The 24,258-nt window shown below is 68.7% G+C and carries 23 protein-coding genes and 3 pseudogenes; 18 read left to right on the top strand and 8 right to left on the bottom strand.

Going from position 1 to position 24,258, the window contains the following annotated elements:
• The first annotated feature begins 907 nt into the window (after window positions 1-907).
• Entirely contained in the window at window positions 908-1,432 is a 525-nt protein-coding gene (locus OHB00_RS50015) for a hypothetical protein (RefSeq protein ID WP_406429991.1), read from the top strand.
• 177 nt (window positions 1,433-1,609) lie between these two features.
• Here the strand turns inward: OHB00_RS50015 and OHB00_RS50010 are convergent, their stop codons facing one another.
• Window positions 1,610-1,804: a hypothetical protein gene (locus tag OHB00_RS50010; RefSeq protein WP_406429993.1), complete on the bottom strand. Its 195-nt coding sequence runs from the start codon at window positions 1,802-1,804 to the stop codon at window positions 1,610-1,612.
• Between the two features lie 384 nt (window positions 1,805-2,188).
• On the opposite strand from OHB00_RS50010, the gene OHB00_RS50005 reads away from it, so the two are divergent.
• The 7 genes and pseudogenes from OHB00_RS50005 to OHB00_RS49975 all read left to right on the top strand — a co-directional run bounded on the left by OHB00_RS50005 (window position 2,189) and on the right by OHB00_RS49975 (window position 10,305).
• Window positions 2,189-3,244, top strand: a complete 1,056-nt coding sequence (locus tag OHB00_RS50005) for a glycosyltransferase family 2 protein (RefSeq protein ID WP_406445536.1) — start codon at window positions 2,189-2,191, stop codon at window positions 3,242-3,244.
• A gap of 93 nt (window positions 3,245-3,337) precedes the next feature.
• Complete coding sequence (locus OHB00_RS50000; RefSeq protein ID WP_406429995.1) at window positions 3,338-3,607, top strand: hypothetical protein; 270 nt, start codon at window positions 3,338-3,340, stop codon at window positions 3,605-3,607.
• Window positions 3,608-3,771: 164 nt separating this feature from the next.
• The gene (locus OHB00_RS49995; RefSeq protein WP_406429997.1) at window positions 3,772-6,054 is read left to right on the top strand and encodes an NHL repeat-containing protein; all 2,283 of its coding nucleotides are present in this window, start codon (window positions 3,772-3,774) and stop codon (window positions 6,052-6,054) included.
• A gap of 683 nt (window positions 6,055-6,737) precedes the next feature.
• A complete protein-coding gene (locus OHB00_RS49990) occupies window positions 6,738-7,856 on the top strand; it encodes a DUF6192 family protein (protein ID WP_406429999.1) in 1,119 nt (372 codons plus the stop codon).
• 3 nt (window positions 7,857-7,859) lie between these two features.
• Window positions 7,860-8,288 (top strand): RacP protein, encoded by a 429-nt coding sequence (locus OHB00_RS49985; RefSeq protein ID WP_406430001.1) that lies wholly within the window; start codon window positions 7,860-7,862, stop codon window positions 8,286-8,288.
• Between the two features lie 56 nt (window positions 8,289-8,344).
• Window positions 8,345-9,037: pseudogene (locus OHB00_RS49980) on the top strand (IS5 family transposase); the annotation flags it as partial.
• A 66-nt stretch (window positions 9,038-9,103) separates the two neighbouring features.
• Window positions 9,104-10,305, top strand: a protein-coding gene (locus tag OHB00_RS49975; RefSeq protein WP_406430003.1) for an IS3 family transposase whose coding sequence is annotated in 2 segments (ribosomal slippage) — window positions 9,104-9,389 and window positions 9,389-10,305 — 1,203 coding nt in all. Because the reading frame shifts where the segments join, the coding sequence is not laid out codon by codon here.
• A gap of 152 nt (window positions 10,306-10,457) precedes the next feature.
• On the opposite strand, the gene OHB00_RS49970 is transcribed toward OHB00_RS49975, so the two are convergent.
• A complete protein-coding gene (locus tag OHB00_RS49970; protein ID WP_406430005.1) occupies window positions 10,458-11,108 on the bottom strand; it encodes a TetR/AcrR family transcriptional regulator in 651 nt (216 codons plus the stop codon).
• A 76-nt stretch (window positions 11,109-11,184) separates the two neighbouring features.
• On the opposite strand from OHB00_RS49970, the gene OHB00_RS49965 reads away from it, so the two are divergent.
• The 3 genes from OHB00_RS49965 (at window position 11,185) to OHB00_RS49955 (ending at window position 14,139) form a co-directional block, all read left to right on the top strand.
• The gene (locus tag OHB00_RS49965) at window positions 11,185-12,204 is read left to right on the top strand and encodes an NAD-dependent epimerase/dehydratase family protein (protein ID WP_406430007.1); all 1,020 of its coding nucleotides are present in this window, start codon (window positions 11,185-11,187) and stop codon (window positions 12,202-12,204) included.
• Window positions 12,205-12,635: 431 nt separating this feature from the next.
• A complete protein-coding gene (locus tag OHB00_RS49960) occupies window positions 12,636-13,475 on the top strand; it encodes an IS5 family transposase (protein WP_406430009.1) in 840 nt (279 codons plus the stop codon).
• Between the two features lie 124 nt (window positions 13,476-13,599).
• Complete coding sequence (locus OHB00_RS49955; RefSeq protein WP_406445532.1) at window positions 13,600-14,139, top strand: AAA family ATPase; 540 nt, start codon at window positions 13,600-13,602, stop codon at window positions 14,137-14,139.
• 8 nt (window positions 14,140-14,147) lie between these two features.
• On the opposite strand, the gene OHB00_RS49950 is transcribed toward OHB00_RS49955, so the two are convergent.
• Together OHB00_RS49950 and OHB00_RS49945 are read right to left on the bottom strand one after the other, a co-directional pair.
• A protein-coding gene (locus OHB00_RS49950) for an IS5 family transposase (protein ID WP_406446346.1) occupies window positions 14,148-14,965 on the bottom strand; the annotation gives its coding sequence in 2 pieces (ribosomal slippage) (window positions 14,148-14,627 and window positions 14,630-14,965; 816 coding nt in all).
• Between the two features lie 80 nt (window positions 14,966-15,045).
• A pseudogene (locus tag OHB00_RS49945) lies at window positions 15,046-15,165 on the bottom strand (IS5/IS1182 family transposase); the annotation flags it as partial.
• An 81-nt stretch (window positions 15,166-15,246) separates the two neighbouring features.
• On the opposite strand from OHB00_RS49945, the gene OHB00_RS49940 reads away from it, so the two are divergent.
• Window positions 15,247-15,618 carry a VOC family protein gene (locus OHB00_RS49940; protein ID WP_406445531.1) on the top strand — a complete coding sequence of 124 codons (372 nt, stop codon included), beginning with the start codon at window positions 15,247-15,249 and terminating at the stop codon, window positions 15,616-15,618.
• Between the two features lie 27 nt (window positions 15,619-15,645).
• Here the strand turns inward: OHB00_RS49940 and OHB00_RS49935 are convergent, their stop codons facing one another.
• On the bottom strand, window positions 15,646-16,467 hold the full coding sequence (locus tag OHB00_RS49935) for a class I SAM-dependent methyltransferase (RefSeq protein WP_406445529.1): 822 nt from the start codon (window positions 16,465-16,467) through the stop codon (window positions 15,646-15,648).
• 236 nt (window positions 16,468-16,703) lie between these two features.
• Window positions 16,704-16,913, bottom strand: a complete 210-nt coding sequence (locus OHB00_RS49930) for a hypothetical protein (protein WP_406445527.1) — start codon at window positions 16,911-16,913, stop codon at window positions 16,704-16,706.
• A 304-nt stretch (window positions 16,914-17,217) separates the two neighbouring features.
• On the opposite strand from OHB00_RS49930, the gene OHB00_RS49925 reads away from it, so the two are divergent.
• From OHB00_RS49925 to OHB00_RS49915, 3 genes are all read left to right on the top strand, one after another.
• Complete coding sequence (locus OHB00_RS49925; protein WP_406445525.1) at window positions 17,218-17,601, top strand: ribosomal protein L7/L12; 384 nt, start codon at window positions 17,218-17,220, stop codon at window positions 17,599-17,601.
• Between the two features lie 173 nt (window positions 17,602-17,774).
• Window positions 17,775-18,437: a hypothetical protein gene (locus tag OHB00_RS49920; RefSeq protein ID WP_406445523.1), complete on the top strand. Its 663-nt coding sequence runs from the start codon at window positions 17,775-17,777 to the stop codon at window positions 18,435-18,437.
• A gap of 95 nt (window positions 18,438-18,532) precedes the next feature.
• A complete protein-coding gene (locus OHB00_RS49915; protein WP_406445522.1) occupies window positions 18,533-19,117 on the top strand; it encodes a YrhB domain-containing protein in 585 nt (194 codons plus the stop codon).
• On the opposite strand, the gene OHB00_RS49910 is transcribed toward OHB00_RS49915, so the two are convergent.
• On the bottom strand, window positions 19,099-19,572 hold the full coding sequence (locus OHB00_RS49910) for a hypothetical protein (RefSeq protein ID WP_406445520.1): 474 nt from the start codon (window positions 19,570-19,572) through the stop codon (window positions 19,099-19,101). The two genes, OHB00_RS49915 and OHB00_RS49910, sit on opposite strands and share 19 nt — an antisense overlap.
• A 254-nt stretch (window positions 19,573-19,826) precedes the next feature.
• On the opposite strand from OHB00_RS49910, the gene OHB00_RS49905 reads away from it, so the two are divergent.
• Both OHB00_RS49905 and OHB00_RS49900 read left to right on the top strand, forming a co-directional pair.
• Entirely contained in the window at window positions 19,827-21,401 is a 1,575-nt protein-coding gene (locus OHB00_RS49905; protein ID WP_406445518.1) for a hypothetical protein, read from the top strand.
• A pseudogene (locus OHB00_RS49900) lies at window positions 21,367-21,572 on the top strand (hypothetical protein); the annotation flags it as partial. The gene OHB00_RS49905 and the pseudogene OHB00_RS49900, both read left to right, overlap by 35 nt.
• A 51-nt stretch (window positions 21,573-21,623) precedes the next feature.
• Here the strand turns inward: OHB00_RS49900 and OHB00_RS49895 are convergent.
• A complete protein-coding gene (locus tag OHB00_RS49895; RefSeq protein ID WP_406445516.1) occupies window positions 21,624-22,826 on the bottom strand; it encodes an IS110 family transposase in 1,203 nt (400 codons plus the stop codon).
• 298 nt (window positions 22,827-23,124) lie between these two features.
• Between OHB00_RS49895 and OHB00_RS49890 the strand changes: the two genes are divergently transcribed.
• Window positions 23,125-24,231: an IS110 family transposase gene (locus OHB00_RS49890; protein WP_406445514.1), complete on the top strand. Its 1,107-nt coding sequence runs from the start codon at window positions 23,125-23,127 to the stop codon at window positions 24,229-24,231.
• Window positions 24,232-24,258: the final 27 nt, after the last annotated feature.

Raw genomic sequence — 24,258 nt, 5'->3', positions numbered from 1 at the left:
TCGCCGGCGTCCGGGACACCTCCGCGGGCGCGGAGCGGACGGATCCGTGGTGATCCAGGTGGAGGCCCTGTTCGGGACACCTCCGCGGGCGCAGAGCGGACTTCGCCATGGACTTGTCCCACGCGTCCACGTTCGGGACACCTCCGCGGGCGCGGAGCGGACCGGCGCTCGTGCTGCAGGGCGCGGCGCTGCATCGTGACACCTCCGCACGAGCGGAGGTGTCCCGCTGATCGGGGAGCGGAACCGGCTGCGCAAGGAGTCGGCTCCGCGCGAGCGGAGGTGTCCCGACCTGATCCGCAGCACGCTCGCCGCGTGGACGGTCGGCTCCGCGCGAGCGGAGGTGTCCCGTTCTGGGTCCAGGGGGCGGGCTCGGTGAACGCGTCGGCTCCGCGCGAGCGGAGGTGTCCCGTTGCCGATAGCCGTGCGCACGGTCTGTCGCGAGTCGGCTCCGCGCGAGCGGAGGTGTCCCGTAACCCGTCGACCAATTCGAGAAACGGACAACGTCGGCTCCGCGCGAGCGGAGGTGTCCCGCCCGTCAGAGCCCGGGTTGTCCACAGTCGGGTGTCGGCTCCGCGCGAGCGGAGGTGCCCCGGTCGAGGTCAGCGTCTCGTTGTTCTGGCTCAGGTCAGCTCCGCGCGAGCGGAGGTGTTCCGACCACGCCGGCCGTCAGATGGTGGACCGCTGGGTCGGCTCCGCGCGAGCGGAGGTGTCCCGCAGGCCGCCATCACCGCCCACCATCTGATGGCCATGGGCTCCGCGCGAGCGGAGGTGCCCCGTAGCCGCCCTGGCCGTCGGTGCGGTTCGGGTTGTCGGCTCCGCGCGAGCGGAGGTGTCCGCCGGCTCTTCTGTGGACAGAGGATGGCGGTCGACGGGGGATCATGGGGCAACGGTCACGGGAGGAGCGCGGGTGCGGCTGACGATCGACACCGAGACGGACACCTACGAGCAGGCGATAGCCGCCGTCCAGGCCGCGTTCGGGCTGCGCCCGGGCGTCCCTGCCGCCTGGCCGGACGCGCCGGACGCAGAGCCGCGCCCCGGCCCGCAGGACCTCGCCGACAACGACCTCGTCGACGGCTGGACGGACCAGCTGCTGTTCCACATGATCGCCTCTCTGGTGCCCGGGGCCCGGGCGGTCCTGCGCCGGATCACCGAGCTGGGCGGCACCGCCTCCTACGAGGACGTGCAGCACCACTTCGCCGATCGCCCGACGAACCCGATCCCGCCGTCGAAGATCGGCGGCACCCTGACCAGCGTTAAGGCGGCGCAGCGCCGCGTCGGCCCGGATGGCGCCGGCCCGCTCCTCCAGCGGGACGAACGAGCACGGCACTACCGCATCGACGACGTCCTCGTGGCCGGCCTCCAGCGGGCCTTCGCCCTGGCCGACACCCGCCCAGACCTGCTGCGCGGTGAACCGTCCGGGCCGACGACCTGACCGGTCGCGTCCACCGGGTCGCCGGCAGGCTCCGGTACCACGGGCGGACCGGGGGGTTCGGGCCAGCGGCACGGCACCGGATCCGGCCGGCGTGTGCTGGCCGTGGCGATGGATCCGGTGCCGCTGAGGAAATGGTTCGGGGCGGGCGGCGGTGTACCACCCGCAGGTGACCTTCGGTCAGCCGCGGCGCAGCAGGGTGATCTTCTGGCGGGCGGTGGAGATGGCCTGGGCGAGGTCGGCGCGGGCGGCTTCCTGTTTCATGGCCTGGGCGAGCTGGGCCTGGTGGTCCTGAAAGGACACCTTGAGGGCGGCGGTGGGGGCGGGCAGGGCCGTGTCCAGGTAGTCGTCGACGCGTTCGACGACCTTGGCCAAAGTGACCCAGGTGGCGGGGCGCGTACCTGCCTGGGTAGTGCGCCGGAGCGTAAAACGTGCCGGTTCTGTGCTCCAGCAGGCCCAGCCCCGGTCGGGTGACGGGTCCTGCGAGCCGCGCTCCTGGTGGAAGGCCTGCATATGCCGGGTGAACTTTTGCCCGGCGGTTCGCTGGACACCACCCCTTGAAGGCGGCCCATGGCCGCTGTGGCTGCGGCCTCCTGCCGCGCGCTGCCCGGGCAGCGCAGGAGCAAGGGGGCTGGCACGTCCATGCAGGCCGCGTCCCCTGTAGTCCCTTTGTGCGTTCGGTGACGCGTGCGCGCAGTCAGGAGCACGGTTATGCGAAGACGCAACGATCCTGCCCGCGTGCGGCCATCTCCCAGCGGTATGGCGGCGGTGCGGATTGTCGCGCTGATCCCCGCGCACAACGAGGCCGGCCGGGTCGGTGCGGCCATCGCCGCTCTGCGGGCGCAGAGCCGGGCGCCCGACCGGATCGTGGTGGTCGCCGACAACTGCACCGATCTGACCGCGGACCTTGCACGGCGGGCCGGGGCACAGGTGGTGGAGTCCGTGGGCAACCGCCATAAGAAGGCCGGGGCCCTCAACCAGGCCCTGGACCGGCTCTTCGACGGCCTGGCCGATCACGATCTCGTCCTGGTCCAGGACGCGGACACCACGCTCGCCTCGTCGTTCATCGCCAGTGCCCTCGAGGCGATAGCCCAGGATGTGGGAGCGGTCGGCGGGATCTTCTACGGCGAGCGGGGCGGCGGGCTGCTCGGTGTTCTGCAGCGGATCGAGTTCCAGCGCTATGCCCGGGAGATCGCCCGGCGTGGTTACCGGGCCGATGTGCTCACCGGAACCGCGACCTTGTTCCGGGTGTCGACCCTGCGAAAGATCAGGCAGGCGCGCCTGGACGGTGTCATCGGCGGCGGCGTCTCGTACTACTCGCTGGCCTCGCTGACCGAGGACGACGAGATCACCAAGGCGGTGCGCACGATCGGGTATCGCACCGTGTCGCCTGCGGGCTGCCGGGTGGTGACCGAGGTGATGACCACGGTGCCGAAGCTGTGGCATCAGCGGATGCGCTGGCAGCGCGGGGCGCTGGAGAACCTGCGGGACTACGGCTGGACGCGGGTCACCGCCCCGTACATGGTGCGCCAGGCCCTGATGGGGCTGTCGGTGCTGGCCCTGGCGCTGTATCTGTTCTTCACCGGCTGGATGCTGGCCCGCGGCCGTCCCGAGTTCTCCCCGTTCTGGGTCGCGGTCGGCCTGGTCTTCGTCGCGGAGAAGGTCGTCACCGCCCGCGGCGCGGGCTACCGGGCCCAAATGCTGGCGGGCACGCTCGCCATCGAGCTGGTCTACGACCTGTTCCAGCACGCCGTGTACGTCCGTTCCCTGTGGGACATGGTCCGCCGGCGTGAGGAGCGCTGGTGCGCGACCTGACGAAACCTGCGCTGCCCGCAGCGCCGTCCTCGATAGCCGCCCCGCCGACCGTGGTGGATGAGGTTGACGGACGGGAGATGAGGCGGGAGATCCGTGTACGCAGGCGTGCCCTTGGCCGGTGCGCTGGGAGCCGGCGGAGCGTCCGCGCTCGCCTCCCGGCGGCGTTCCGGCTTCGACACTTTCGCCACCGTGGTGGCGGCCACCACCCTGCTCATGGCCGGAGTGTCCGTGTGCAAGCTGCTCCCACGCCGCCGGGCCGGGACGGCCCTGCCCGGCATGCCGGTCCCCTTCGCGTCCGAGCGGCTGGCCTTCCGGCCGCCCGGAAAGCAACACACGCCCGGCGCCCGGCTGGAGATCACGTAACCCCCACTTCCCCGGCCGCCGCTGCGGGCGCCGCATGCACCGGCGTCCCCTTCCCACTCCGCGTCGCACACAGCCGAACGCGGTCATAAAGGCCCGGGACGCACCTAACCGTGCCGAAACAGCGGCCCGGGACGCGCCCCGCACCCCCCCCAGGAGGAACAACGATGACCACCACGTCCGCTCCGGCGGCTTTCCCCGACGGAACGATCATCACCGCAGCCGGAAACGGCGAAGCAGGATTCGTCGTGGACGGCGGCCCGGCCGTCGGCACCAAGCTCTACAACCCCTACGGCACAGCCGTGGACGGGGCCGGCAACCTCTACATCGCCGACGCCAGCAACCACCGGGTCCGGAAGGTGACACCTGGCGGGATCATCACCACGGTGGCGGGCAACGGCCAGGCCGGGTTCGTCTCCGACGGCGGCCCGGCCGTCGCCACCAGTCTCAACAACCCCTACGCGGTCGCGGTGGACGGGGCCGGCAACCTCTACATCGCCGACCACAGCAACCACCGGGTCCGCAAGGTGACACCCGGCGGGATCATCACCACCGTCGCCGGCAACGGCCAGGCCGGGTTCGTCTCCGACGGCGGCCCCGCCGTCGCCACCAAACTCCACTACCCGCTCGGAGTGGCGGTGGACCGGTCGGGAATCCTCTACATCGCCGACCAGAACAACCACCGGGTCCGCAAGGTGACACCCGACGGGATCATCACCACCGTCGCCGGCAACGGCCAGAACGGGTTCGTCTCCGACGGCGGCCCCGCCGTCGCCACCAAGCTCTACCACCCCTGGGGGGTGGCGGTAGACGGCGACGGGAACCTCTACATCGGCGACCGCTACAACCACCGGGTCCGCAAGGTGACACCCAACGGCGTCATCACCACCGTCGCCGGCAACGGAACCGCCGGGTACGTCGCCGACGGCGGCCCCGCCGTCGCTACATCGTTGCACTACCCCGCCAGCGTGGCAGTGGACGCGGCAGGCAACCTCTACATCAGCGACGGCCACAACCACCGCGTCCGCAAGGTGACACCTGGCGGGACCATCACCACCGTCGCCGGAACCGGCGTCGCCGGGTACATCGCCGACGGCGGACCGGCGGTGGGCCAGCAGCTCTACTACCCCTACGGCGTGGCCGTGGCCCCCTCCGGCGACCTGTACATCGCCGACGGCTCCAACCAGCGCGTGCGCAAGGTGTTCGCAGCAGCCACGATCACCCCGCCACCCCCGCCCATCGCCGACCTGTACGGCGAGCTCGTCCTGCCCGTCATGGTCCCCCGCCGCCAGGAGTTCGACCTCGGCGCCCGCATCCACAACCGCGGCCCCGCCATCGCCAGCGGAGAACACATCACCGTCGTCCTCACCCTGGCCGACGGCCTGGAAAGCGCCCGGGAGAACAACGGACGGCGCCTGACCCGCACTTTCCCCGGCACCGACCTGGCCCCAGGCAAAGGCACCCTGGACGGCGTGTTCCGCGTCCGCGCCCTCGACACCGCCAAACCGGGTACATACGAGTCCACCCTGGAGATCCAGTACGGCGGCGACCTCAACCTCAAGGACAACAGCTTCACCCTGCCCGTCACCGTCGTCGTCCCCGAACCAGTCGCCGACGAACGGGCCCTGACCATTTACCAGGAGAACATCCCCGAAACCGCTCCCGGCCAGGGTGCCCGCTTGCTGCTGCGCTACGTCTCACCCGTCGGCCAGCCCGTCAACCCCGGCATCATCACCCAGCGCTTCACCGCACCCACCGGCTTCGTCTTCACCGGCCGGCCCACCTACACCTACCCCGACACCGTCCAGGGCGCCATCACCGGCGAACTCGACCACGAGCTCTACGACTTGGGCCGCACCCTGGTCATCCGCGACAACCCGCACCTCAACACCACCGACACCGACGCCGGCACCCTCATCTACAGCCTCGGCCTGCGCGCCCAGCCCGACGCCGCCCCCGGGCTCACCAGCGACGGCTCGGCCAGCATCGGCCGCCGCTCCCCCGTCCAGATCCTGGCCAAGGTCACCGGCACCGCGGCCGAACCCACCCTCCGCATCGTCCAGAGCAAACTCGACCAGGCACGGGTCCGGCCCGGCCAGCAATGGGCCTACCCCGCCGTGTTCACCCTCACCAACACCGGACGTACCCGCCTCGGGTCTGCGGACATCGTCTTCACCGCTCCCGAGGGCCTGTGGTTCACCGAGAACCGGGTGATGACCTGGCGTGAAGGAGCCACAGCCGAGACCGAACTGACCGGGCAGCGCTCCAACGGCAACCGCACCCTGACCCTGCCCGGCGCAGCCCTCGACCTGGACGGCGGCAAGTGGACCGTCTTCTACCCCGAGATGGAGGTCGAATCCGACGCGCCGACCGGCGCGGTACGCGTCGGCATCCGGATCGGCACCCCGCCCATCGCCACCGGAAACGCCACCGTCACTATCGAGGCATAACCCCCAACCCCCACAACGGGCCGCAGACGGCACCGGCTCGGCAACGACAGCACGCCACCACTGACCAGCCGGTCCAAGCCGCCTGCACCGATCACGTGATGGCCTCCCGAGGCGCCCCGCCTCGGGAGGCCACCGTGAGCGCCTGTTCCTGAGTGCCTGCTTCTGATCCCCGGATTTGAGTAGCTTTGGGCCCTAGGCTGGCGGGGTGTCCGAGGACGCCGGGCAGGCCCGAGAGCGTGTGTGCGAAGGCTGCGGTGAACGGCTGAGGCCGGAAGCACGGCCGGATGCGGTGTACTGCTCCGCGGCCTGTCGTGCCAGGCAGTGGCGCCGGGGCCGCCGGTTGCGCAAGCGGGTGGCCGCAGAGTTGAGCGGTACCGGCCGGGCCAAGTGCCCCGAGTGTGGGGCCACTTGGGTGGCGGGGGTGGACCGGCGGTCGAACGCCGTCTACTGCTCGCCCCGGTGCGTCACGAGGGCCTGGAGGGCCCGGAAGGAATCGTTCGCTGAACGCTCACAGTGACCGCATCGCGAACGCATCCAAATCGCAACTCCGGCCAGATTCCGGTCAATTGCGATCGTTCGTTATGATCATCACATTTACGGTCTGACTCTCAGCGCAGGAAGCGGGCCGGGTCTTGCCACGGCCGCGGGGCCGTGCCCCGGTCCCGCGGTGGGTGGTGAATGCCATGCCCGAAGAGATCCAGGCGACCGAAAAGGTCGGCAGTGTCAGTGCGAACCGCTATGCGGAGATCGTGGCTGAGCTGCGGAAACTGGTCGAGACGTCCAGCCGCATCCAGTTCACGATCGGCGACTACGCACTTGAGGTCGAGCCGATGCGTGAACACGGCGGCTCCGCGCCGACCGACGAGCTGTTCACGGTGAAGGACTCGCTGTTCCGCCTGGCCGAGGACATCGGACTGTCGTACTCGACGGTGAAGACGGCCCGGTGGACCGCGTCCAGGTGGCCGGAGGACCGCCGGGTGTCGGGGGTGTCCTTCACCGTCCACAACATCCTGGCGGGCATCGCCGACGACGAGGAACGGTGGGCCACCATCCTCACCCCGCCCGAGGGCAGGTCCCGGTGGACTCCGGACGACGCCAAGCGCCGGACGGGCCGCCAGGTTGTCAAGCCCGTCACCCCGCAGGAGAAGGTCAGCGCGATCCACACCCTCGCCCAGGACGAGGAGGTCGCGGCCCAGGTCACCGGTGACCTCCTGCGCAGGCCGGCGGTTGTCGCGCAGGTCAAGGACGAGGACAAAGTCCGGGTGGTGGAGGAACTGACCCGTGAGGAGAAGGTCGCAGCCGCCGTCGCCCCGGACTTCCTGCGCCGCCCCGAGGTCGTGGCCCGGGTCGCAAAGGCGGACAAGGTGAAGGTCGTCGAGGAACTGACCCGTGACGATCACGTCGCCGCCGAGGTGACCACCGGCCTGCTCCGACGCCCGGATGTTGCCTTCCGTGCCATGTCGGACGACACCGCACGTCACCAGGTCAACCACGCCCAGGTCGAACGCGGCCGGCAGGCCCGCGAACACTTCGAGGAGACCAGCCCGGTCGCCCCCGCGATCCGCAACATCGACCGGTCGGTGGAGTTTTTGGACCTGGTCACCGCCTGCCACGCGTTCGTCGCGGCGGCCGGCCGCGTCGTCCCGGGCATGCGTGACCGCCAGCTCGGCGACGACGAACGCGTCATCGTGCACGAGAACGTCGCCCGCGTCCGCGCGACCCTGGACTGGATCGAGACGGCCGTCGACACCGGCAAGGTGGACGTCGACGGCGAGCTGGCCCGCCTCCTGCAAGGTGAGTAGGCGATGCCCCGCGATTCCGCGCGCAGATCACCCGCCGCCCAGCGACACGCCGACACCGTCCGGTTCGTACTCTCCGAGGCCCGCCCGGCCGGTCTGACCTTCCACCAGCTGGTCAGATCCAGCGAGCTGTCGCCCCATCAGACCCACGCGGGCCTGGCCTGCCTGCGGGACACCATCGCCGAACGCGGCTGGCCGCCCCTGATCTGGACCCGGGCGGACGGCTACAAGTTCTGCTCGGACGCGGCCGAGCTCCAGGCATACGAGGTCTCGATCATCCGGGAGAAGCTCACCGAGATCCGCCGGTTCATCACCGGGGTCGTCGCCCCGCACGCCGTCCTCCAGCCCAAGGGCCGCTGGATCAAGCACCTGAACACCCAGCTCAGCTCGGTCGAGTCCACGCTCGACGTGATCGCCGACTACATCGAAGCCTGACAGGCGAAGACGGCCGCTTCGCGGCCGGCCCCGCCCCCGTCCTGGAGGGATGAACGTTGCCGCGCAGGCGCTGCTACCCCTCCGACACCTGGGACGACGAATGGGCCCTGATCGAGCCCCTGTTGCCGACACCGGCCTGCGAAACGAAGGCAGGCGGCCGTCCCGAGAAGCATCTCCGCCGGGAGATCGTGGACGCGATCTGCTATGTCGTGGACACCGGATGCAAGTGGCGGGCCCTACCCAAGGACTTCCCGCCCTGGCGCACGTGTTACGGGTTCATGGCCCGCTGGGCCGCCGCCGGGATCGTCGGACAGATCCGCGACCAGCTCCGCAAACGGATCCGCCGCGAGATGGGCAAGGCGCCCGGCGCGGTCGCCACCGTCATCGACTCCCAGTCGATCAAGGCCGCCGAGACCGTCGGCAAGGACTCCCGCGGCTACGACACCGGCAAGAAAATCAACGGCCGCAAGCGGCACCTGGTCGTGGACACCAAGGGCCTGCCGCTGTTCGTGATGGTCACCCCGGCCGACACGACCGACCGCAATGCGGCCAAGGAAGTGCTGTTCCGGCTGCGGCTGATGCACCCCGAAATCACGATCGTCTGGGCCGACTCGGCCTATGCCGGACAGCTCGTGACCTGGGCGAAGACCTACCTGAACCTGACGGTCAAGACCGTCAGCCGCCCGAAGGACGCCTCCGGGTTCGTCGTTCTGCCCCGGCGTTGGGTCGTCGAACGCTCACACGCCTGGGGGCCTTGACCCTTGATCTTGGACACACGAGACACTGGATCCTGAGGATCTGAGAACGGACATCTCGTGGTCATGAAGAACCGTCCGCCGCAGTTCAAGGCGGACGCGGTCGCGCTGTACCAGTCGCGGCCCGAGGCGACGATCCGGCAGGTCGCCGCCGATCTGGGAATCAACCCCGAGACCCCGCGGAACTGGGTCCGGGCGGCCGGAGCGAGCCGGCCCCGGGGGCGCCGGGCGGAGGTGCCGACCGAGCCGTCGGCACCGTTGGAGGCGGAGAACGCCGCTCTGCGCAAGAAGGTCCGTGAGCTGGAGGAAGAGCGCGAGATCCTGCGGAAGGCGGCGAAGTATTTCGCCGGGGAGACGCGCTGGTGAACCGCTTCCAGTTCGTCGCCGACCATCAGCGCCGTCACGGCGTGAAGCGGCTGTGCACCATCCTGGGCATCGCCCGCTCCAGCTTCTACTACTGGCGTCGCACGGCCGCGATCCGGGCCTCCCGGCAGGCGGCCGACGCCCGCCTCGCCGCCCGGATACGGGCCGTGCACCGCGAGTCGGACGGCACCTACGGCGTCCCTAGGATCACCGCCGAGCTCCGCGAGGCGGGTGAGCGGGTCAACCACAAGCGGATCGCGCGGGTGATGCGGGGTGCCGGACTGGCGGGCGTGCGCTTGCGCCGCAGGCACCGCACCACTGTTGCGGACCCGGCCGCGGCGAAGGCCCCAGACCTGATCGGCCGCGACTTCACGGCAAGCAAGCCGAACACGAAGTACGTCGGCGACATCACCTATCTCCCGCTGGAGAGCGGGAAGTTCCTGTATCTGGCCACCGTCATCGACCTCGCCTCACGCCGCCTGACCGGCTGGGCGATCGCGGACCACATGCGCACCGGCCTCGTCACCGACGCCCTGGCCGCCGCCGAACGCACCCGCGGCAGCCTCGCCGGAGCGGTCATGCACACCGACCACGGAGCCCCATGCACCAGCCGGGCCTTCGCCGACGCCTGCCGCCAGGCCGGCGTCCGCCAGTCCATGAGCGCGATCGGCTCCAGCGCGGACAACGCGCTTGCCGAGTCCTTCAACGCGACCTTCAAACGCGAAACGCTCCAGGGCCGCAGGACCTGGTCCAGCGAACGCGAGGCCCGCCTCGACGCGTTCCGCTGGCTTCACCGCTACAACACCCGACGCCGTCACTCCCGCCTCGGACAACGCAGTCCCATCGCCTACGAGACAGCACTCGACACAACATCAACTAACGTGGCTCCAGCCGCATAACCCGTGTCCAAGATTCCGGGTCAAGGCCCGCCCAGCGGGACTGATCGTTCTCAAGGCCAGGGCCATCACCTTGGCCCGCACCGGCGCGACATCGCGGCCCTGACCACACTGTCCCACCCGCCGTCGACACCTGCCGGCGGCTTCATCACGTCTCATGATCCCTTAGCTGCGACGGTCTTCTGGTCACCGTCGGTCGGGGACACATCGAGGAGCCGCAGCATCGCGGGGAGCAAGTCACTCGTCAACGGATCTGGGGTGTCTTCGTCGATCGCGCCCTCCAGTGCGAGGCTTGTATAGCCGTGCACGAGTGACCACACTGCGTAGCTCGGCACCAGTGCGGGGTCCGCACTGTCCGGTAGCTGCGCATCCTGGCCCCGCAGGCCACGGTCCAGGGCGCGGAGCGCCCGGTGCTTCTGCTCGACCAGGTCTGGATCGTTGAAGTCGAACTGGGTCATACGCCACATCAGGTCGAACAGCGCGCGGTTGTCCCGGGCGAACGCAACGTATTCGGCCGAGAGCGCCGCGACCCGCTCCCGTACATCGCGCCCGACGACCTCCACCGCCTCCAGCCGGTCGCAGAGCTGGCGGTAGGCGCGCGTGGCGAGCGCACCGAGCAGCCCGCGTGCGTCGCCGAAGTGGTGCTTGGGAGCGGACTGCGACACTCCCGCCCGCCGCGCGGCCTCGCGCATGCTGAACCCGGCGACACCGCTCTCGGACAGCACTTCGAGCGCGCTGTCGAGCAGCGCCGCGCGCAGGTTGCCGTGGTGGTAGCGATCGCCGGCTCTCGATTCTTCGGTCGTCATCAAGTCCCCATCTTGACAGTGAGCAGACCTCTCGTAAACTGCTCACTGTCAAGATAGGGCGATCGCTGGGATAGATATGACGGACACGGTTCTTGTCACGGGTGTCTCGGGGTTCATCGGTGGTCACACAGCGGCAGAGCTTCTGCGGCGCGGATACGCGGTCCGCGGGTCGGTGCGGTCTCCGGCCCGCGCTGCCGAGGTTCGCGCCGCGATGGCGGAGGCAGGCGCAGACGACACGTTGCTGGAGATCCTGCAGCTCGACCTACTGTCGGACGAGGGATGGGCGGCCGCGACCGCGGGCTGCCGGTTCGTCCTGCACGTCGCTTCCCCCTTCGTCACGACGAAGCCGAAGGACCCAGAGGACTTGATCCGCCCCGCCGTACAGGGCACGACGCGGGCAATCGGCACGGCGCTCGACGCAGGCGTGGAGCGCGTGGTCGTCACCTCGTCTCTCGCGGCGGTGCAGTACGCTCCGGCGCGCAGAGATCACGTCTTCACGGCATCCGACTGGACCCCCCTCGACCGCCGCGGCCTCGGCGTCTACGTGGTTTCGAAGGTCCGGGCCGAGCGCGCGGCGTGGGACATCGCCGACCGACGCGGTGTGCGCGATCGGCTTGCCGTCATCAATCCGGGCGCGGTCATCGGGCCCCTCCTCTCCGACGACCCTGGAACCTCGGTCTCGGCGATCCAGCAGATCATGGCCGGCGCCCTGCCGATGGTCCCAGACCTGCGGCTCCCGTGGGTCCACGTGCGAGACGTCGCCGACGCGCACATCGAGGCCATGACCTCCGAAACGGCGGGCGCACATCGCACGATCGTCGCGACCGACCCGTCCTCGCTCATCGAGGTCGCCTCGGTGCTCCGCGAGAGGCTTCCCGAGGCGAGCGGGAAGATCCCCACACGGGCGATGCCGACATGGCTCACCTGGGCCGCGAGCGTGTTCGAACCTCAGCTGCGCGACAACCGGTGGCTCATCGGCTCGGCGCAGCGCTTCGACCACAACCCCGCCGAGGCGCTCTTGGCCCGCCCACTCCACTCGATCCCCGACACGATCGAGGAAACCGGCCGCAGCCTCGCCGAGCGCGGACTCGTCTGAGGCCACCCGGGAAACCACGCCGTGTGCCAAGCGCCCAGGCCTGGAAGCTCCCCTCACGGGCAGTCTTGGCCTACGGCCTCGGGTGTGCCTCAGTATCGTGGCCACCTTCGCGTCAACGATCGACCCGGTGCGTCAGCCCTGACGGGCTGACGCACCGGCACGGTGACATCAACTCACCGTTCGTATGTCATGTCAGCCTCAGAAACAGGCACTGAAAGAGCGTTTTGTCCCGGCGAGGTTGTTTGGTGGCGCTTCGAAGGGCGAGTAGGTCTGCGACTGCCGAGGCGAGAGTGGTCGATGCGGCCTGTGCGACAGGAGACGCCATATGTCTGACCGTTTGAGTCGAGTCGCTCCTGTCTGATCCCGAAGCGCCCCCGGTTGACGCTGTTTGCGCCCTGGGGATGCGTCGTGCCCGACGGTACTACCGAAACATGACGCGACAGCGCCCGTATCCCAGCGACCTGTCCGACGCCCGCTGGGAGTTGATCGGCCCCACCCTCACCGCCTGGCGGGCCGAGCGCAGAGGCAAGGGCCTGGACATCGGCCGCCCACCCGAGCACGACCTGCGCCGCATCATGGACGCCATCCTGTACGTCGACCGCACCGGCATCCCCTGGCGGTATCTGCCGCACGATTTCGCACCCTGGGAAACCGTCTACGGCTACTTCGCCGCCTGGCAGAAGGAAGGTGTCTTCGACCGGCTCAACGGCCTGCTTCGGCGCCTGGCGCGCGAAGCCGAAGGCCGGGATGCCGAGCCGAGCGCATGTGTCCTGGACGCGCAGAGCATCAAGACCTCCGCCAACGTGCCAGCGACCGGCCAGGGCATCGACGCAGGCAAGAAAATCGCAGGTCGCAAGCGCCATATCGGCGTCGACACCCTCGGCCTGCTACTGGCCGTCTGGGTGACCGCAGCGAGTGTCTCCGACAACACCGGCGGCATCCACCTGCTCACCCAGATCTCCGCCACAGCCCCTCGCGTGACCAAGGCGTGGGCCGACACCGGCTACCGTACGAAAGTCATCGACCACGGCGCCCGCCTCGGAATCGACGTCGAAATCGTCCAACGCGACCCCGGCGTCAAAGGGTTCAAGGTGCTCCCCCGGCGCTGGGTGGTCGAGCGGACCTTCGGCTGGCTCATGCACCACCGCCGGCTCACGCGCGACTACGAGACCCACCCCCACCGGTCCGAAGCCATAATCCACATCGCGATGATCGACCTCATAAGCCGACGACTCACCAGCGAATCCACTCCGAACTGGCGCGACACCTGAACCTCGAACCAAACAACCTCGCCGGGACAAAACGCTCTTTTAGAGGTCATCTCTTTTGGGACTCTGTGACTCTCGGTGAGAGAGCGCGCTCCAGGGCTCACGCTCCACGGCTTACGATGCCGGGATGCATGCAGGCAGCACGCGGGGCGCTCAGGCCCTCCTGATCAACGGCACCGTCGGTGTGGGCAAGACCACCGTTGCTGAGGCGGTGGGTGACCTTCTCGCCGACGCCGGGGTCCCTCATGCCGTGCTCGACCTCGACTGGCTGAGGAAGTCGTGGCCCGCTCCTCGCGGTGACCGTTTCAACTTCAGGATGCTGATGCGGAACCTCAGGAGCATCGCCAGCAACTACCTCAACGCAGGAGCGACGCGTCTCATACTCGCTGGCGTGGTCGAGCACCAAGACGAGCGGAAGCAACTGGCCGATGCGGTTGGTGTTGATCTCACGGTGTGCTGGCTGCGGGCCGAGCTGCCGGTCATCCACCAGCGCCTGGCCCACCGCCACGACAATGAGCCCGAAGCATTGCAGTGGCACCTGGACCGGTCCGCTGAACTGGACGGAATCCTCAGCCGGGCCGCGGTCGACGACTTCACCGTCGATACCACCACAAGCTCCGTCCCCGACGCCGCCGTATCCGTGATCAAGGCAGCCAACTGGCAGTGACTGCCGGACTACTGGGACGCCGCTTCTGGTCGGGTCGTCAGTCTGCGATAACAGATCAAAGTGGCGGCGATGCCGGTGAAGGCGAGGAAGTGCGCAGCCTTGCGCTCGTAGCGACGGTGCAGACGGCGGCACCCGGCAAGCCAGGCCACCGTCCGCTCCACGGTCCAACGGTGACGGCCGAGCCGCTGGGAGGACTCGACGCCTTTGCGGGCGATGCGCGGGGTGATGTTTCGGGTGCGCAGCCACCGGCGCAGGTGGTTGTAGTCGTATCCCTTGTCGCCATGCAGCTTGGCGGGCCGTCGGCGTCTCGGTCCGCGACGGGAGCGGATGGGCGGGATACCACGCACGAGGGGTTCGAGCCCCTGGCTGTCGTGGGTGTTCGCGGCGGAGATCCCGATCGAGAGTGGAAGACCGGACCGCTCGGTGATCAAGGGGATCTTTGATCCTTTCTTGCCGCGATCTACGGGATTCGGACCTGTCAGATCCCCCCTTTCACGGCGCGCATGTTCACTGAGTCGATCGCGCATCGCGACCAGTCCAGGGCGCCATTAGCGCCGAGCTCGTCCAGGATCAGGCGGTGGAGTTTGCCCCACACCCTGGCTCGGCTCCACTCGGTGAATCGCCTATGCGCGGTTGCTCCGGACGGGCCGAAGCTCGCCGGCAGCTGCCGCCACGTACAGCCTGTCGTGGCCACGAACAGGATCGCCGCCAGCACCTGCCGGTCCCCGTACCGGCGTCGGCCACCGCCCTGCGGTCGCACCGGCGCAGCCGGGACCACCCGCTGGAACAACTCCCACAGTCTGTCCGGCACCAGCCGTTCCACCATCGCCATCACGGCTGCCAGCCTAATAATCACGCCAGTTGAGACGATCACTAAGTCTTGCCCCATAAATGCTCTACGGCGTGCTGGACCGGCTCCGCACCTTCGCGCCGCAAAGCAATGACAAGCTTGCTGAATTGACGTGGGCTCAGCCCGGTGAACGGAGCTATCCAGGAGGGCTCCGACGCCATGATCACACCAGACACGACGAGATCATGTCACTCACGACCGGCAGGCACCATCTCCTTCCAGGGCCCGCTGTCCGACCCTCGACCTACGATGCCCGGATGCAGCCACACTTCACCGGCACCGCCCTGATCACCGACGATGTTCCGGCCCTCGCCGCTTTCTATGCCGCGGTCCTGGACGCAGATGTGGAAGGGAGCGGCCCCTTCGCCCGGGTGACGGTCCCCGGTGCCGTCCTGTCGTTCTTCTCCACCCAGGGCATGGAGTCGATGGTGCCCGGATCGATGGCCGCCGCTGCGAGCGGAGGCTTCACCCTGGAGTTCCAGGTCGCCGACGTGGACGCACGCCACGAACGCCTGCTGGCACGGGGGATCGAGATCCTCAAGCCGCCGACAACTCAGCCCTGGGGACGCCGCTCGGTCTGGTTGCGCGACCCGGACGGCAACATCGTGAACCTCTACCAGGAGGCGTGACGATCGCTCCCCTGCACCGCGGGGCGCTCATTGTGGGACAGCCTTTAGAGAGCTCCGGCTCAGACGTGCCTCGCGCCTAGTCGCGGCTGCGACCACCAGGTATCCATCGCTCTCGGGGTCGAAGGTGGTGGACTGCACCGTGAGCCCGACGCTCCGCAACTGCGCCACAAGGTCCTCGTACCGGTAGGGCCAGATGGACAACCGCTCCGAGCAGGCTCGCACTGCCCCATCCGGCTCGATCTGGGCGACCACGATCTCCAGGAAGTGTTCCTGCTCCCAGCGCTGCTCGATCTGCCAGTAGTAGCTGACGACCGCATCACGGTCGTTGCGGCGGATGAGTCGATCGCGGACGTCTACCCGTGAGCCGGCGGAGCGCACGAGCTCCCAGTTGCGTGAGTGGAGCACAAGGCGTCCGCCCGGATTCAGCAGCCGCGACATCGCTCCCAGTGCGGTCAGGCGCCCGGCTGCGCCCTTGGCGTGCCCGAGCGAATTGCCGACGCAGAACACCAGATCGAACGTGGAGTCCTCCAGGTGGTCGGGCAGCTCGTCCCAACTCGCGCGGAGGGCTCGAAGCGAGACACCCTGCTCGTCGGCGACCTTCTCGGTCCGGCGAACCATCCCATCACTGGCGTCTGCGGCGACCACGTCAAGGCCAAGACTCGCGAGACCGACGGCGAGCTGGCCGGTTCCACACGCACAGTCGAGGACGCGTGCGTTGGGCGGCAGAGAGCCCACGACATCGCTGTAGTAAACCGCGGCTGCCTTGGCGGGGGTCAACCTGTCGTCCCCGATCAGCCACTCGTATACGTCGGCAAGCGCCCCATAACCAGCCACCGCGATAACCTCCATCACTCGACGACGCGCGGGCTAGACCGCCCTGCGATTCGGACCTTGCGCCTCGCACTGTGCCGGGCCGTGTCAGCGAAGCATTGAGCAGGACCCAACCACTTCCGGCCGCTGAGACTCCACCGGATTTCGTGGGAAACCGCGACACGCCGCACCGACGCAGGTCCCCACTCCACCGGCGCCCCATCGGCCACGATGGGGACCGCGGCCAGCAAGCGCGCGTTCACTGCGGAGCGCTTTTAGGCACAGCCATCCAAACTGGTGCCGAAACGCCGCGTCCGGACGAAGGACCGCCAGCGACCGCCTCTACTGCCAAGTAGTTCGGAGAACAGCGAGGCCTTGCTGTCGGTGCGGGTGATCTTCGCGTCGGTGTCGCGGACCGCGTCGTCCAACGCCTGGTCCAGGGTGTACGACGTGGTGAGGGGTTCGGTGTCGGGCAGGATCGTCACGAGCGGGGTTCCTTCCGGGTCAGGCGGCCAGCCGGTGGGCGGCCGTGGGCAGGGTGTAGGTGGTCGGGTCCGCCGGGGTGCCGTCGTGGCACTCCAGGCACGTCCCGAGCGTCTTCAGCGGTACTGGCGCAGAGCACTTGTTCCGTGGCTGTCGTATTCCTGTGATGACGCTCTTTGAAAGTGGCTCTGGGCGCAGTTCCGTGAAGATCTCGATGCGTGGCAGCTCAGGGGACACCGAAAATTGACGGGCCGAGGGCTCTGTCCATCGACACACTGGGCCACGTACTCCGTCGCCGAAGGAGATGTGTCCGTGGAGGAGCCAGGGTTCGCCGTGCTTGTGACCGAGCCCGGGAAGGGCGGACAGGAGGCTCTGCAGGCAGTCAGAGCGGTGACCGGACTCAGCCTGTGGCGTTGCAAGCTTCTACTCGACCGCGCTCCTGTGACGGTTCTGGAGGAAGCCCCGCTCGACCGGGCGAGCGTGGCGGCCCGGCGGCTGCAGGACGCCGGCATCCCTGCAGCAATCCGCTGTACCTGGTGCGACAGGACGGTGCCCCGCGACGGGAGGCTGCTCGACCCAGGCCCCTGTGCATCCCGCTTCTGGCCGACCGCCCATTGCCAGGCGAACTGTCTCGCCAGCTGTGATTGCGAGTTCTGCAGCGCCTACGGGCCGACCGTCCTGACCCTGTGATTGCAGGCTCATCCCGGGACTGAATGATCCTGCGTGCGGCTCCTGGGGGTGGGACAGACCGGCTCGCTGAGATTCCCCACCCACCCCTCGCCGTCACGCACACCCCCTCATGCGGTCCTGACCGGTGCGGCACAATCACGGTCAACTGGGCAAGCAACGGTGGGGGTGGGAACGTGGGGCGTTTTGGCTCGCGAAGCCGACGTAAGGGCATACCGAACGAGCCGGCACTACTGGCGGCGGCTGCTGAGAATCCCGGTGGCAGCGTCGCCGAGATCGACCCGACGTATATCGACGACCCGAACGGCTACGTACCGCCCGAGGCAATCCGCGGCGCGTGGTTGGTGGACAGCAGCGGGAAACTGACAGGTGAGTACCAGGAGAATCCCCGTCACGGGGTGCCGCAGGACGACTTCAGCAAGCTCACTGACCCTGATCACTGGCTTGGCTGGCTCGGCGATGATCCCGCGATCGCCGTCCGGAAGGGCATCGAAGAGTCCTTGCGAGCCCAGGTGGCAGATGCAGTGGTCGAGTGGGTCAAGATCCTTGAGACGCCTCGGTTTCTCACAGGTGGGCGTCGACATTCTGAGGACGAACAGGTCATGTTGGTGACCCGCGCGGCACTCGCCGCGCCGTTTGCGTTGTCCGTGCGCACCACGCAGCACGGGCGTTCCATCCTTCTGGGGGTGTTCTCGTGGGCGGCGGTGAACCTCTCACCGCCCGGAGTCCGCAAGGATCGGCACTGGTTTGACCTGGGTGTGGAGCTCGACTGGGCCGGTGAACAGCTTCAAGGGCGGATCTACGAAATTGACGGTGCGGACGGCACCGCCGAGCGGTAGAGCGGGAAGTCACTCAGCACCGGCGGTCACGTACATGGCGCTGAGCCATGCGAATTCGCTGGTCGGCAGAGGGGCCGGTACGGGATGCTGCACGCGTGATCGAGCGAGAAGCCGCCGTTCGGGCAGTCGAGGACCAACTGGAGCGCGACTACCAGCAGTGGCGGGCTGTGAGCGCGGACGCGGTGAGGATGGCTGTGGTCCATATCGAGGAGCACGAGCTGGTGTGGATCGTCTCCTGGCAGTCCGAGGACTTCGTACGCACCCGGAACTCGAAGCACGCGCTCATCGGCAATGGGCCGTATCTGGTCGACCGCGTCGACGGGGGGCTGCACCAGATCGGCGTCGTCTCCGCGGTAACCGGAGAGTGGGAGGCCGACTACCGAGCTCGGATACGCGGGCTGCCGGTGCGCACTGCAGTGGACGATCTACACGATGCGCTCCGCGGAGTCGCCGCTACGCGCGGACGCATGCATGCTGTGCGGACACTGCGCCAAAGGCTGCCTGTGCTCTCGCCCGCGGAGGCCATCGAATACGTGAGCGCCTTGCTGGAGGGCGATGCGCCCGCGCGCCTCGTGGCCGTCGCCACCAAGGAACTGGTGGAGCCTCTCAACCCGGTGCTTGCGGTGAAGACCATTCTGAGCGGGGCGGCGATCCGAGCCGGTCAGAGACCCGAGGGGTGACTGGCAAGCCAGTCGGCGTGCCGATCGCGCATCTGGTCCCGTTCTTCGCGCGTGGTGAGGAAGACGTCGGCACCACCGTCGTAGGGGTGGTGGATGCGCTGCATGCGGGTGTCGGTGATGAGGATTCCCGCCACCTTGTCGTCGGCGGTATCTCGGAGCAAGTCGTCGATGCAGCCGCGCTGCCAGGGCCGGTGTGCGGCCAAGAGATGGCAGTACGTGCGGAACTCGGGGTCAGGATCGTCCTCAACCAGCAGGCTCTTCCAATACCCCGTGACGGGTTCCACTGACGGAACCTCGGCTTCGGTCGTCCAGAGCGGAGTGATCACATACACGTCCGTACCAACGAACAGCTCATCGAGGACGGTGTTGTAACGCTCCAGGACGATGGTGTACTCGCTCTCGTCCTCCGCATACCGCTTCGACTCCGGCAGGCTGTGAAAACGTGCCCTCGTCATCCCGAGCAAACCAGATCACTCCGCTCTGACGGGCATCTCGGAAGAATGCTGCCGCTTGCGAACCGCTCTGACTCATGCCACATGAGCCTAGCGTTCCCGGTCACTCATTTCGTTAGCGGTTCTTAGCCTGAGCTCCGCCGGGCGATCCAGGTATTCCCTCGGCCCTCCCGTCCCGGACACCGGCGTGAGTCGGGCCGTGACACCATCCGGCGTCAAGCATCCCGTCACTCTGGCGCCATGGCAGAGTAACCGTCGTGCACACGTCGAAGCGCATCACCACCAAGTTTCAGCGAATACCGGGCAGAGGTGCCTCGCGCCCGATCCGGTCCTTCCAGGTGGCGGTCGCGGTGGTGGTCCTCGTCATCAGCGCGCTGGCGGGACTCCTCGGCTGCTCGGCCTCGTCGGACACATCCCGTCCCGAGCTCGATGTGCCCTTCGTCTTCTATGTCTCGCGTGATCCCGAGGACAACCCGAGGTCGAGGTTCGGCATCAATGAGCAATTCGGGGAGCAAGGATCCGGCCATTACACGGTCGCCTTCGACGCGACGGACCTCAGGGGCGTCGCCGTCCTGAAAACAGGTCAGGACAACTGCCCGGTCCGGCTGCCCACATTCAGCTGTGGTGGTGAACTGGTCGATCGCCGGCACGGCGGGAGCGGGCAGTCCTTCCGCGTGAGTTCCGCGCACGGGGCCGGGGCGGGCGACTCGGCAGTGCTGCGTTACCGGTTGACCTCGCCGGGCCTGCCGAGCGTCACGGCGAGCACCCGCATCGTCGTCGGCAAGCCGGCGCTGGCCGTCGAGACTCGGGCGGACCGGGACGGCGTGACGCCGGGAGGACGGGTCGCCGTCTCGCTGACCCTGCGCAACACCGGGGACGTCCCCGCTCGCGGAGTCTCGCTCTTCATCAGTACCCGCGACGGTCTCCGGATGGCAGGCAAGCACCGCAACTGCCTTTATCGCGGCACCACATCGGCCTGGTGCCGGCTGCCCGCCGATGATGTCGTCATCCCGCCCGGAGCGTCCTACCACCTCGCCGCTCCCGAGGCTTTTACGCTCGCCGGCGACGCCACCTACCCAACCGTCACCTTCGAGGCCGCCGGCCTCGGGGAGGACTACGTCCCGCCGGAAGAGATAGCCTCGCAGTACAGGTCTGGACAGGGATCCGCACTCCGCTACGTACCCGGGGCCGGCCAGGAGGACGGCAAGGACGCGGGAGCCCCGCAAGCGACGGGCGAGAGCGCAGCGCACCTCCAGCTCGCTGTGCGCAGCACCAGCGACCTGGTTGCGCTCGCCGATACAGCGAGGGGGCCCGTCGGCAGTCAGGCGGACGTGCGGGTCGGCGTACGCAACGACGGCCCAGGCGCGCTTCCAGCCAAGGTCAAGGTCGAGTTCGCCGTTCCGGCGGGCACCACCGTCGTGTCGTCGCCGTACGACCCCGAGCGGGACGAGGAGGTGATCGACCAGGTCTGCCGGGCCCTCGCCGCCAACGGTGCGCCCCTTGCCGAAGCGTCCGTGAGGCAGCCGAGCGCCCGCCGGTACGTGTGTACAGCAGAGGCGGGGAAGGCGGGAGCCACCACGACCTTCCCCTTCACCCTCCGCATCGACAAGGAAATGGCGCATCGTGGCGGGCGGGTCACCGTCGCCGACGGCGACAGCCACCACCCGAGCAACGACCCGAAGACCGCCAACGACAGCGCCGACGTCGCGGTGTCCGTGTGGCCGGGCCCGGCTTGGGCCACTCCTGGCCTCTGTGCGACTGCCGGGATCGCCCTCGGGGTTTCCGTGCTCGTCGCGGCTCTGGCGACCTGGAGGCGCCGGCGCTCACGCTGAGCACGACGAGCGCGACGGCTTCCTCATCGCCACCGTCGGCCGGTGCGCTCTGCCCAATGAGGCGTATCACGCCGTCCCGAGCCTCACGGCATCGCCTTGGCCGACGACCCGTTCTTGAGCGCCGAGCAGGTTCTCGGCGGCCTGCTCGCCTGGTACGACAGCGCGCTCGCCTAGGGCGGGCGGCGCGGCAGCAGGCGGCGGGGGGTGCCTCTATGTCTTTCGTCAAGCGAGGCGTGGGGTTCTGGGTTCGTAGAAGGTGCCGTCGCGGAGGATCGCGAACAGCACGTTGACCCGCTGGCGGGCCAGGCGGAGAAGTGCCTGGGTGTGGGTCTTCCCGTGGGCCCGGCATCGGTCGTAGTAGGTGCGGGAGGCGGGGTCGTGCAGCACAGCGAACGCCGACAGGAACATCGCGCGTTTCAGTTGCCGGTTGCCGCCTCGTGGCGCGTGTTCGCCGTGGATCGAGGTCCCCGACGACCTTGTTGTCGGGGCAAGGCCGGCGTAGGAGGCCAGGTGGGCAGCGGTGGGGAAGCTGGTGCCGTCGCCGACGGTGACCAGCAAGGTGGCGGCGGTCCTGACGGCGGCCCCCGGAATCGAGGTCAGGACCGCGGAAAGAGGGTGGGCCTCCAGCAGCTGTCCGATCTGCGCTTCCAGGGCTCGTCGCTGTTCGTGGACGGCCGCGAGGGAACGGGCCAGGGACGGGATCACGAGGTCGAGGGTGCCGGTGCCCGGGACCACGACGGTCTGCTCGTCGAGCGCGTCGAACACCTCGTCGATCAGCCGCTGGGCCATGCGCGGAGCCTTGGGCCGTATCACCTCAACCAGCTTGCGGCGTCCGGCTTTGCGCAGGGCGGCTGGGGATCCGTAGCGTTCCAGCAGCCAGGTCACGGCGGGGTGGTCCAGGCGCGGGTCCAGGACGCGCTCCAGGCTGGGGTGGAACTGGGTGAGCAGGCCCCGTATCCGGTTGGAGGTGCGGGTGGCCTCGGCCGCCAGGTCCTGGTCGAAGCCGACCAGCACGGTGAGCTCGGCGGTGATCTCGTCGGTCAGTTCCAGCGAGCGCAGGGTGTGTGGCATGGTCCGTGCGGCGTCCGCGATCACTGCGGCGTCCCTCGCATCGGTCTTCGCCTCGCCCGGGTAGAGGTCGGCGATCCGCCGCATTGCGAGTCCGGGCAGGTAGGCGACCTTGCAGCCGGCGTCCCGGGCGACCGTCAGGGGCAGGGCTCCGATGGAGGCGGGCTGGTCCACGATCACCAGCACGGTGCCGGACTTCGCGGCCAGCTTGTCGAAGACGTCCCGAGGCCTCGGCTCGCTGTTGGGCAGCTGCTTGTCGAAGACCTCCTTCCCGGCTGGGGTGAGGCCGTGCCCGTGATGGGCGCTCTTGCCGACGTCCAGGCCGAGGAAGACGCCCACGTCGTCGATGTCGTCCAACCCATCCTCCCGAGCAGGGTTCGTGCGGTGCTGGCCAGGGCGTTGGCGTCGTATGCGCGCATCCACGTTATGCAGACCTGCCGCCCGCGAGCTGTCCGGCGTTGCGCCGGACCGAGCGGTGGCCGGACCTCTGACTTGTTGAATCGGACCCAGACGCGCGGTCTGCAGCCGTAGCGTCCAGGGTGCCGACCGGCACGGGCTCGCGTGACCTCATGCCGCCCCAACTCGGGCTGGCTCATGATGAGTTTGCCGCCGCCGGCCGGCACCCGCGCGGTGTGGCTCGACAGAGGCGTGACCAATGGACGCTGAGACTTCAAGTCAGAGTGCCCACCGCACCCATCCCATCCCGTTCGACCTGGGCAAGGTGCACGTGATCACTATCGGTATCGACCCCCACAAGTCGTCCCACACCGCCGTCGCCGTCGACGCCGCAGGACACCAGCTCTCCCAGCGGCGCTTCGTCGTCAACGCAGGGACCGTCCGACAGCTGATGCGCTGGTGCGAGCGGTGGCCCGAGCGCCACTTCGCGGTCGAGGGAGCCAAGGGACTCGGTCGCAGCCTCGCCCAGCAGCTGGCCTCCGCCGGCGAGCACGTGGTGGACGTGCCCTCCACCCTCTCCGCCCGGGCCCGGCTCCTGGCCACCGGCGGAGACCGCAAGACCGACGCGGCCGACGCCCTGCACGTCGCCCAGGTCGCCCTCTTCCGGCAGGACCTGCACAAGGTCGAACCGGAAGACCAGTCGACGATCCTGCGGCTGCTGACCGAGCGGCACGACGACCTGGTCAACGAACGCACCCGCATCATCAACCGGCTCCACGCCGTGCTGCGGGACCTGCTGCCCGGCGGTGCCCCCACCCGCCTGTCCGCGGAGAAGGCCGCCGCCCTCATGAAGGGCATCCGCCCAGCCACCGCCACCGATTGCTGCCGCCGTGACCTCGCTCGGGATCTTCTCGCCGACCTGCGACGCGTCGACCGGCAAGTCCGCGACAACGAAGCCCAGATGCACAACGCGCTAGCCGCCGCCCGCACCACGCTGACCGCCCTCCCCGGCCTGGGCACCGTGCTCGCAGCCAAGCTCCTCGGACACGTAGGCGACGTCACACGCTTCGCCACCGAGCACCACTTCGCCAGCTACACCGGCACAGCACCCCTGGACGCCTCCAGCGGCAAGAACACCCGCCACCGCCTCAACACCGGAGGCAACCGCGCGCTGAACTGCGTGCTGCACATCATCGCGGTCTGCCAGATACGCGACGGCGGCCGAGGCCAGGACTACTACCTGCGGAAAATCGCCGAAGGCAAGACGCCTTCGGAGGCCCGCAGAGCTCTCAAACGACGCCTGTCGAACGTCGTCTACCGCACCCTCAAACGCGACCGCCACAGGACTCTTCCTGCGGCCGCTTGACACACAGAGGCACTCATCAGCGTCTCC

It is taken from the genome of Streptomyces sp. NBC_00631 (genome assembly GCF_045206895.1).
Taxonomy (GTDB): Bacteria; Actinomycetota; Actinomycetes; order Streptomycetales; family Streptomycetaceae; genus Streptomyces.
Note: the sequence above shows the minus strand (reverse complement) of the source record. Positions and strands in the feature narration are given on the sequence as shown.

Coding starts and splice junctions, on each gene's coding strand:
- OHB00_RS50005 (WP_406445536.1), top strand. CDS start 2,189: ATGGCGGCGGTGCGGATTGTCGCGCTGATCCCCGCGCACAACGAGGCC.
- OHB00_RS49995 (WP_406429997.1), top strand. CDS start 3,772: ATGACCACCACGTCCGCTCCGGCGGCTTTCCCCGACGGAACGATCATC.
- OHB00_RS49990 (WP_406429999.1), top strand. CDS start 6,738: ATGCCCGAAGAGATCCAGGCGACCGAAAAGGTCGGCAGTGTCAGTGCG.
- OHB00_RS49985 (WP_406430001.1), top strand. CDS start 7,860: ATGCCCCGCGATTCCGCGCGCAGATCACCCGCCGCCCAGCGACACGCC.
- OHB00_RS49970 (WP_406430005.1), bottom strand. CDS start 11,108: ATGACGACCGAAGAATCGAGAGCCGGCGATCGCTACCACCACGGCAAC.
- OHB00_RS49965 (WP_406430007.1), top strand. CDS start 11,185: ATGACGGACACGGTTCTTGTCACGGGTGTCTCGGGGTTCATCGGTGGT.
- OHB00_RS49960 (WP_406430009.1), top strand. CDS start 12,636: ATGACGCGACAGCGCCCGTATCCCAGCGACCTGTCCGACGCCCGCTGG.
- OHB00_RS49955 (WP_406445532.1), top strand. CDS start 13,600: ATGCATGCAGGCAGCACGCGGGGCGCTCAGGCCCTCCTGATCAACGGC.
- OHB00_RS49940 (WP_406445531.1), top strand. CDS start 15,247: ATGCAGCCACACTTCACCGGCACCGCCCTGATCACCGACGATGTTCCG.
- OHB00_RS49935 (WP_406445529.1), bottom strand. CDS start 16,467: ATGGAGGTTATCGCGGTGGCTGGTTATGGGGCGCTTGCCGACGTATAC.
- OHB00_RS49910 (WP_406445520.1), bottom strand. CDS start 19,572: ATGACGAGGGCACGTTTTCACAGCCTGCCGGAGTCGAAGCGGTATGCG.
- OHB00_RS49890 (WP_406445514.1), top strand. CDS start 23,125: ATGGACGCTGAGACTTCAAGTCAGAGTGCCCACCGCACCCATCCCATC.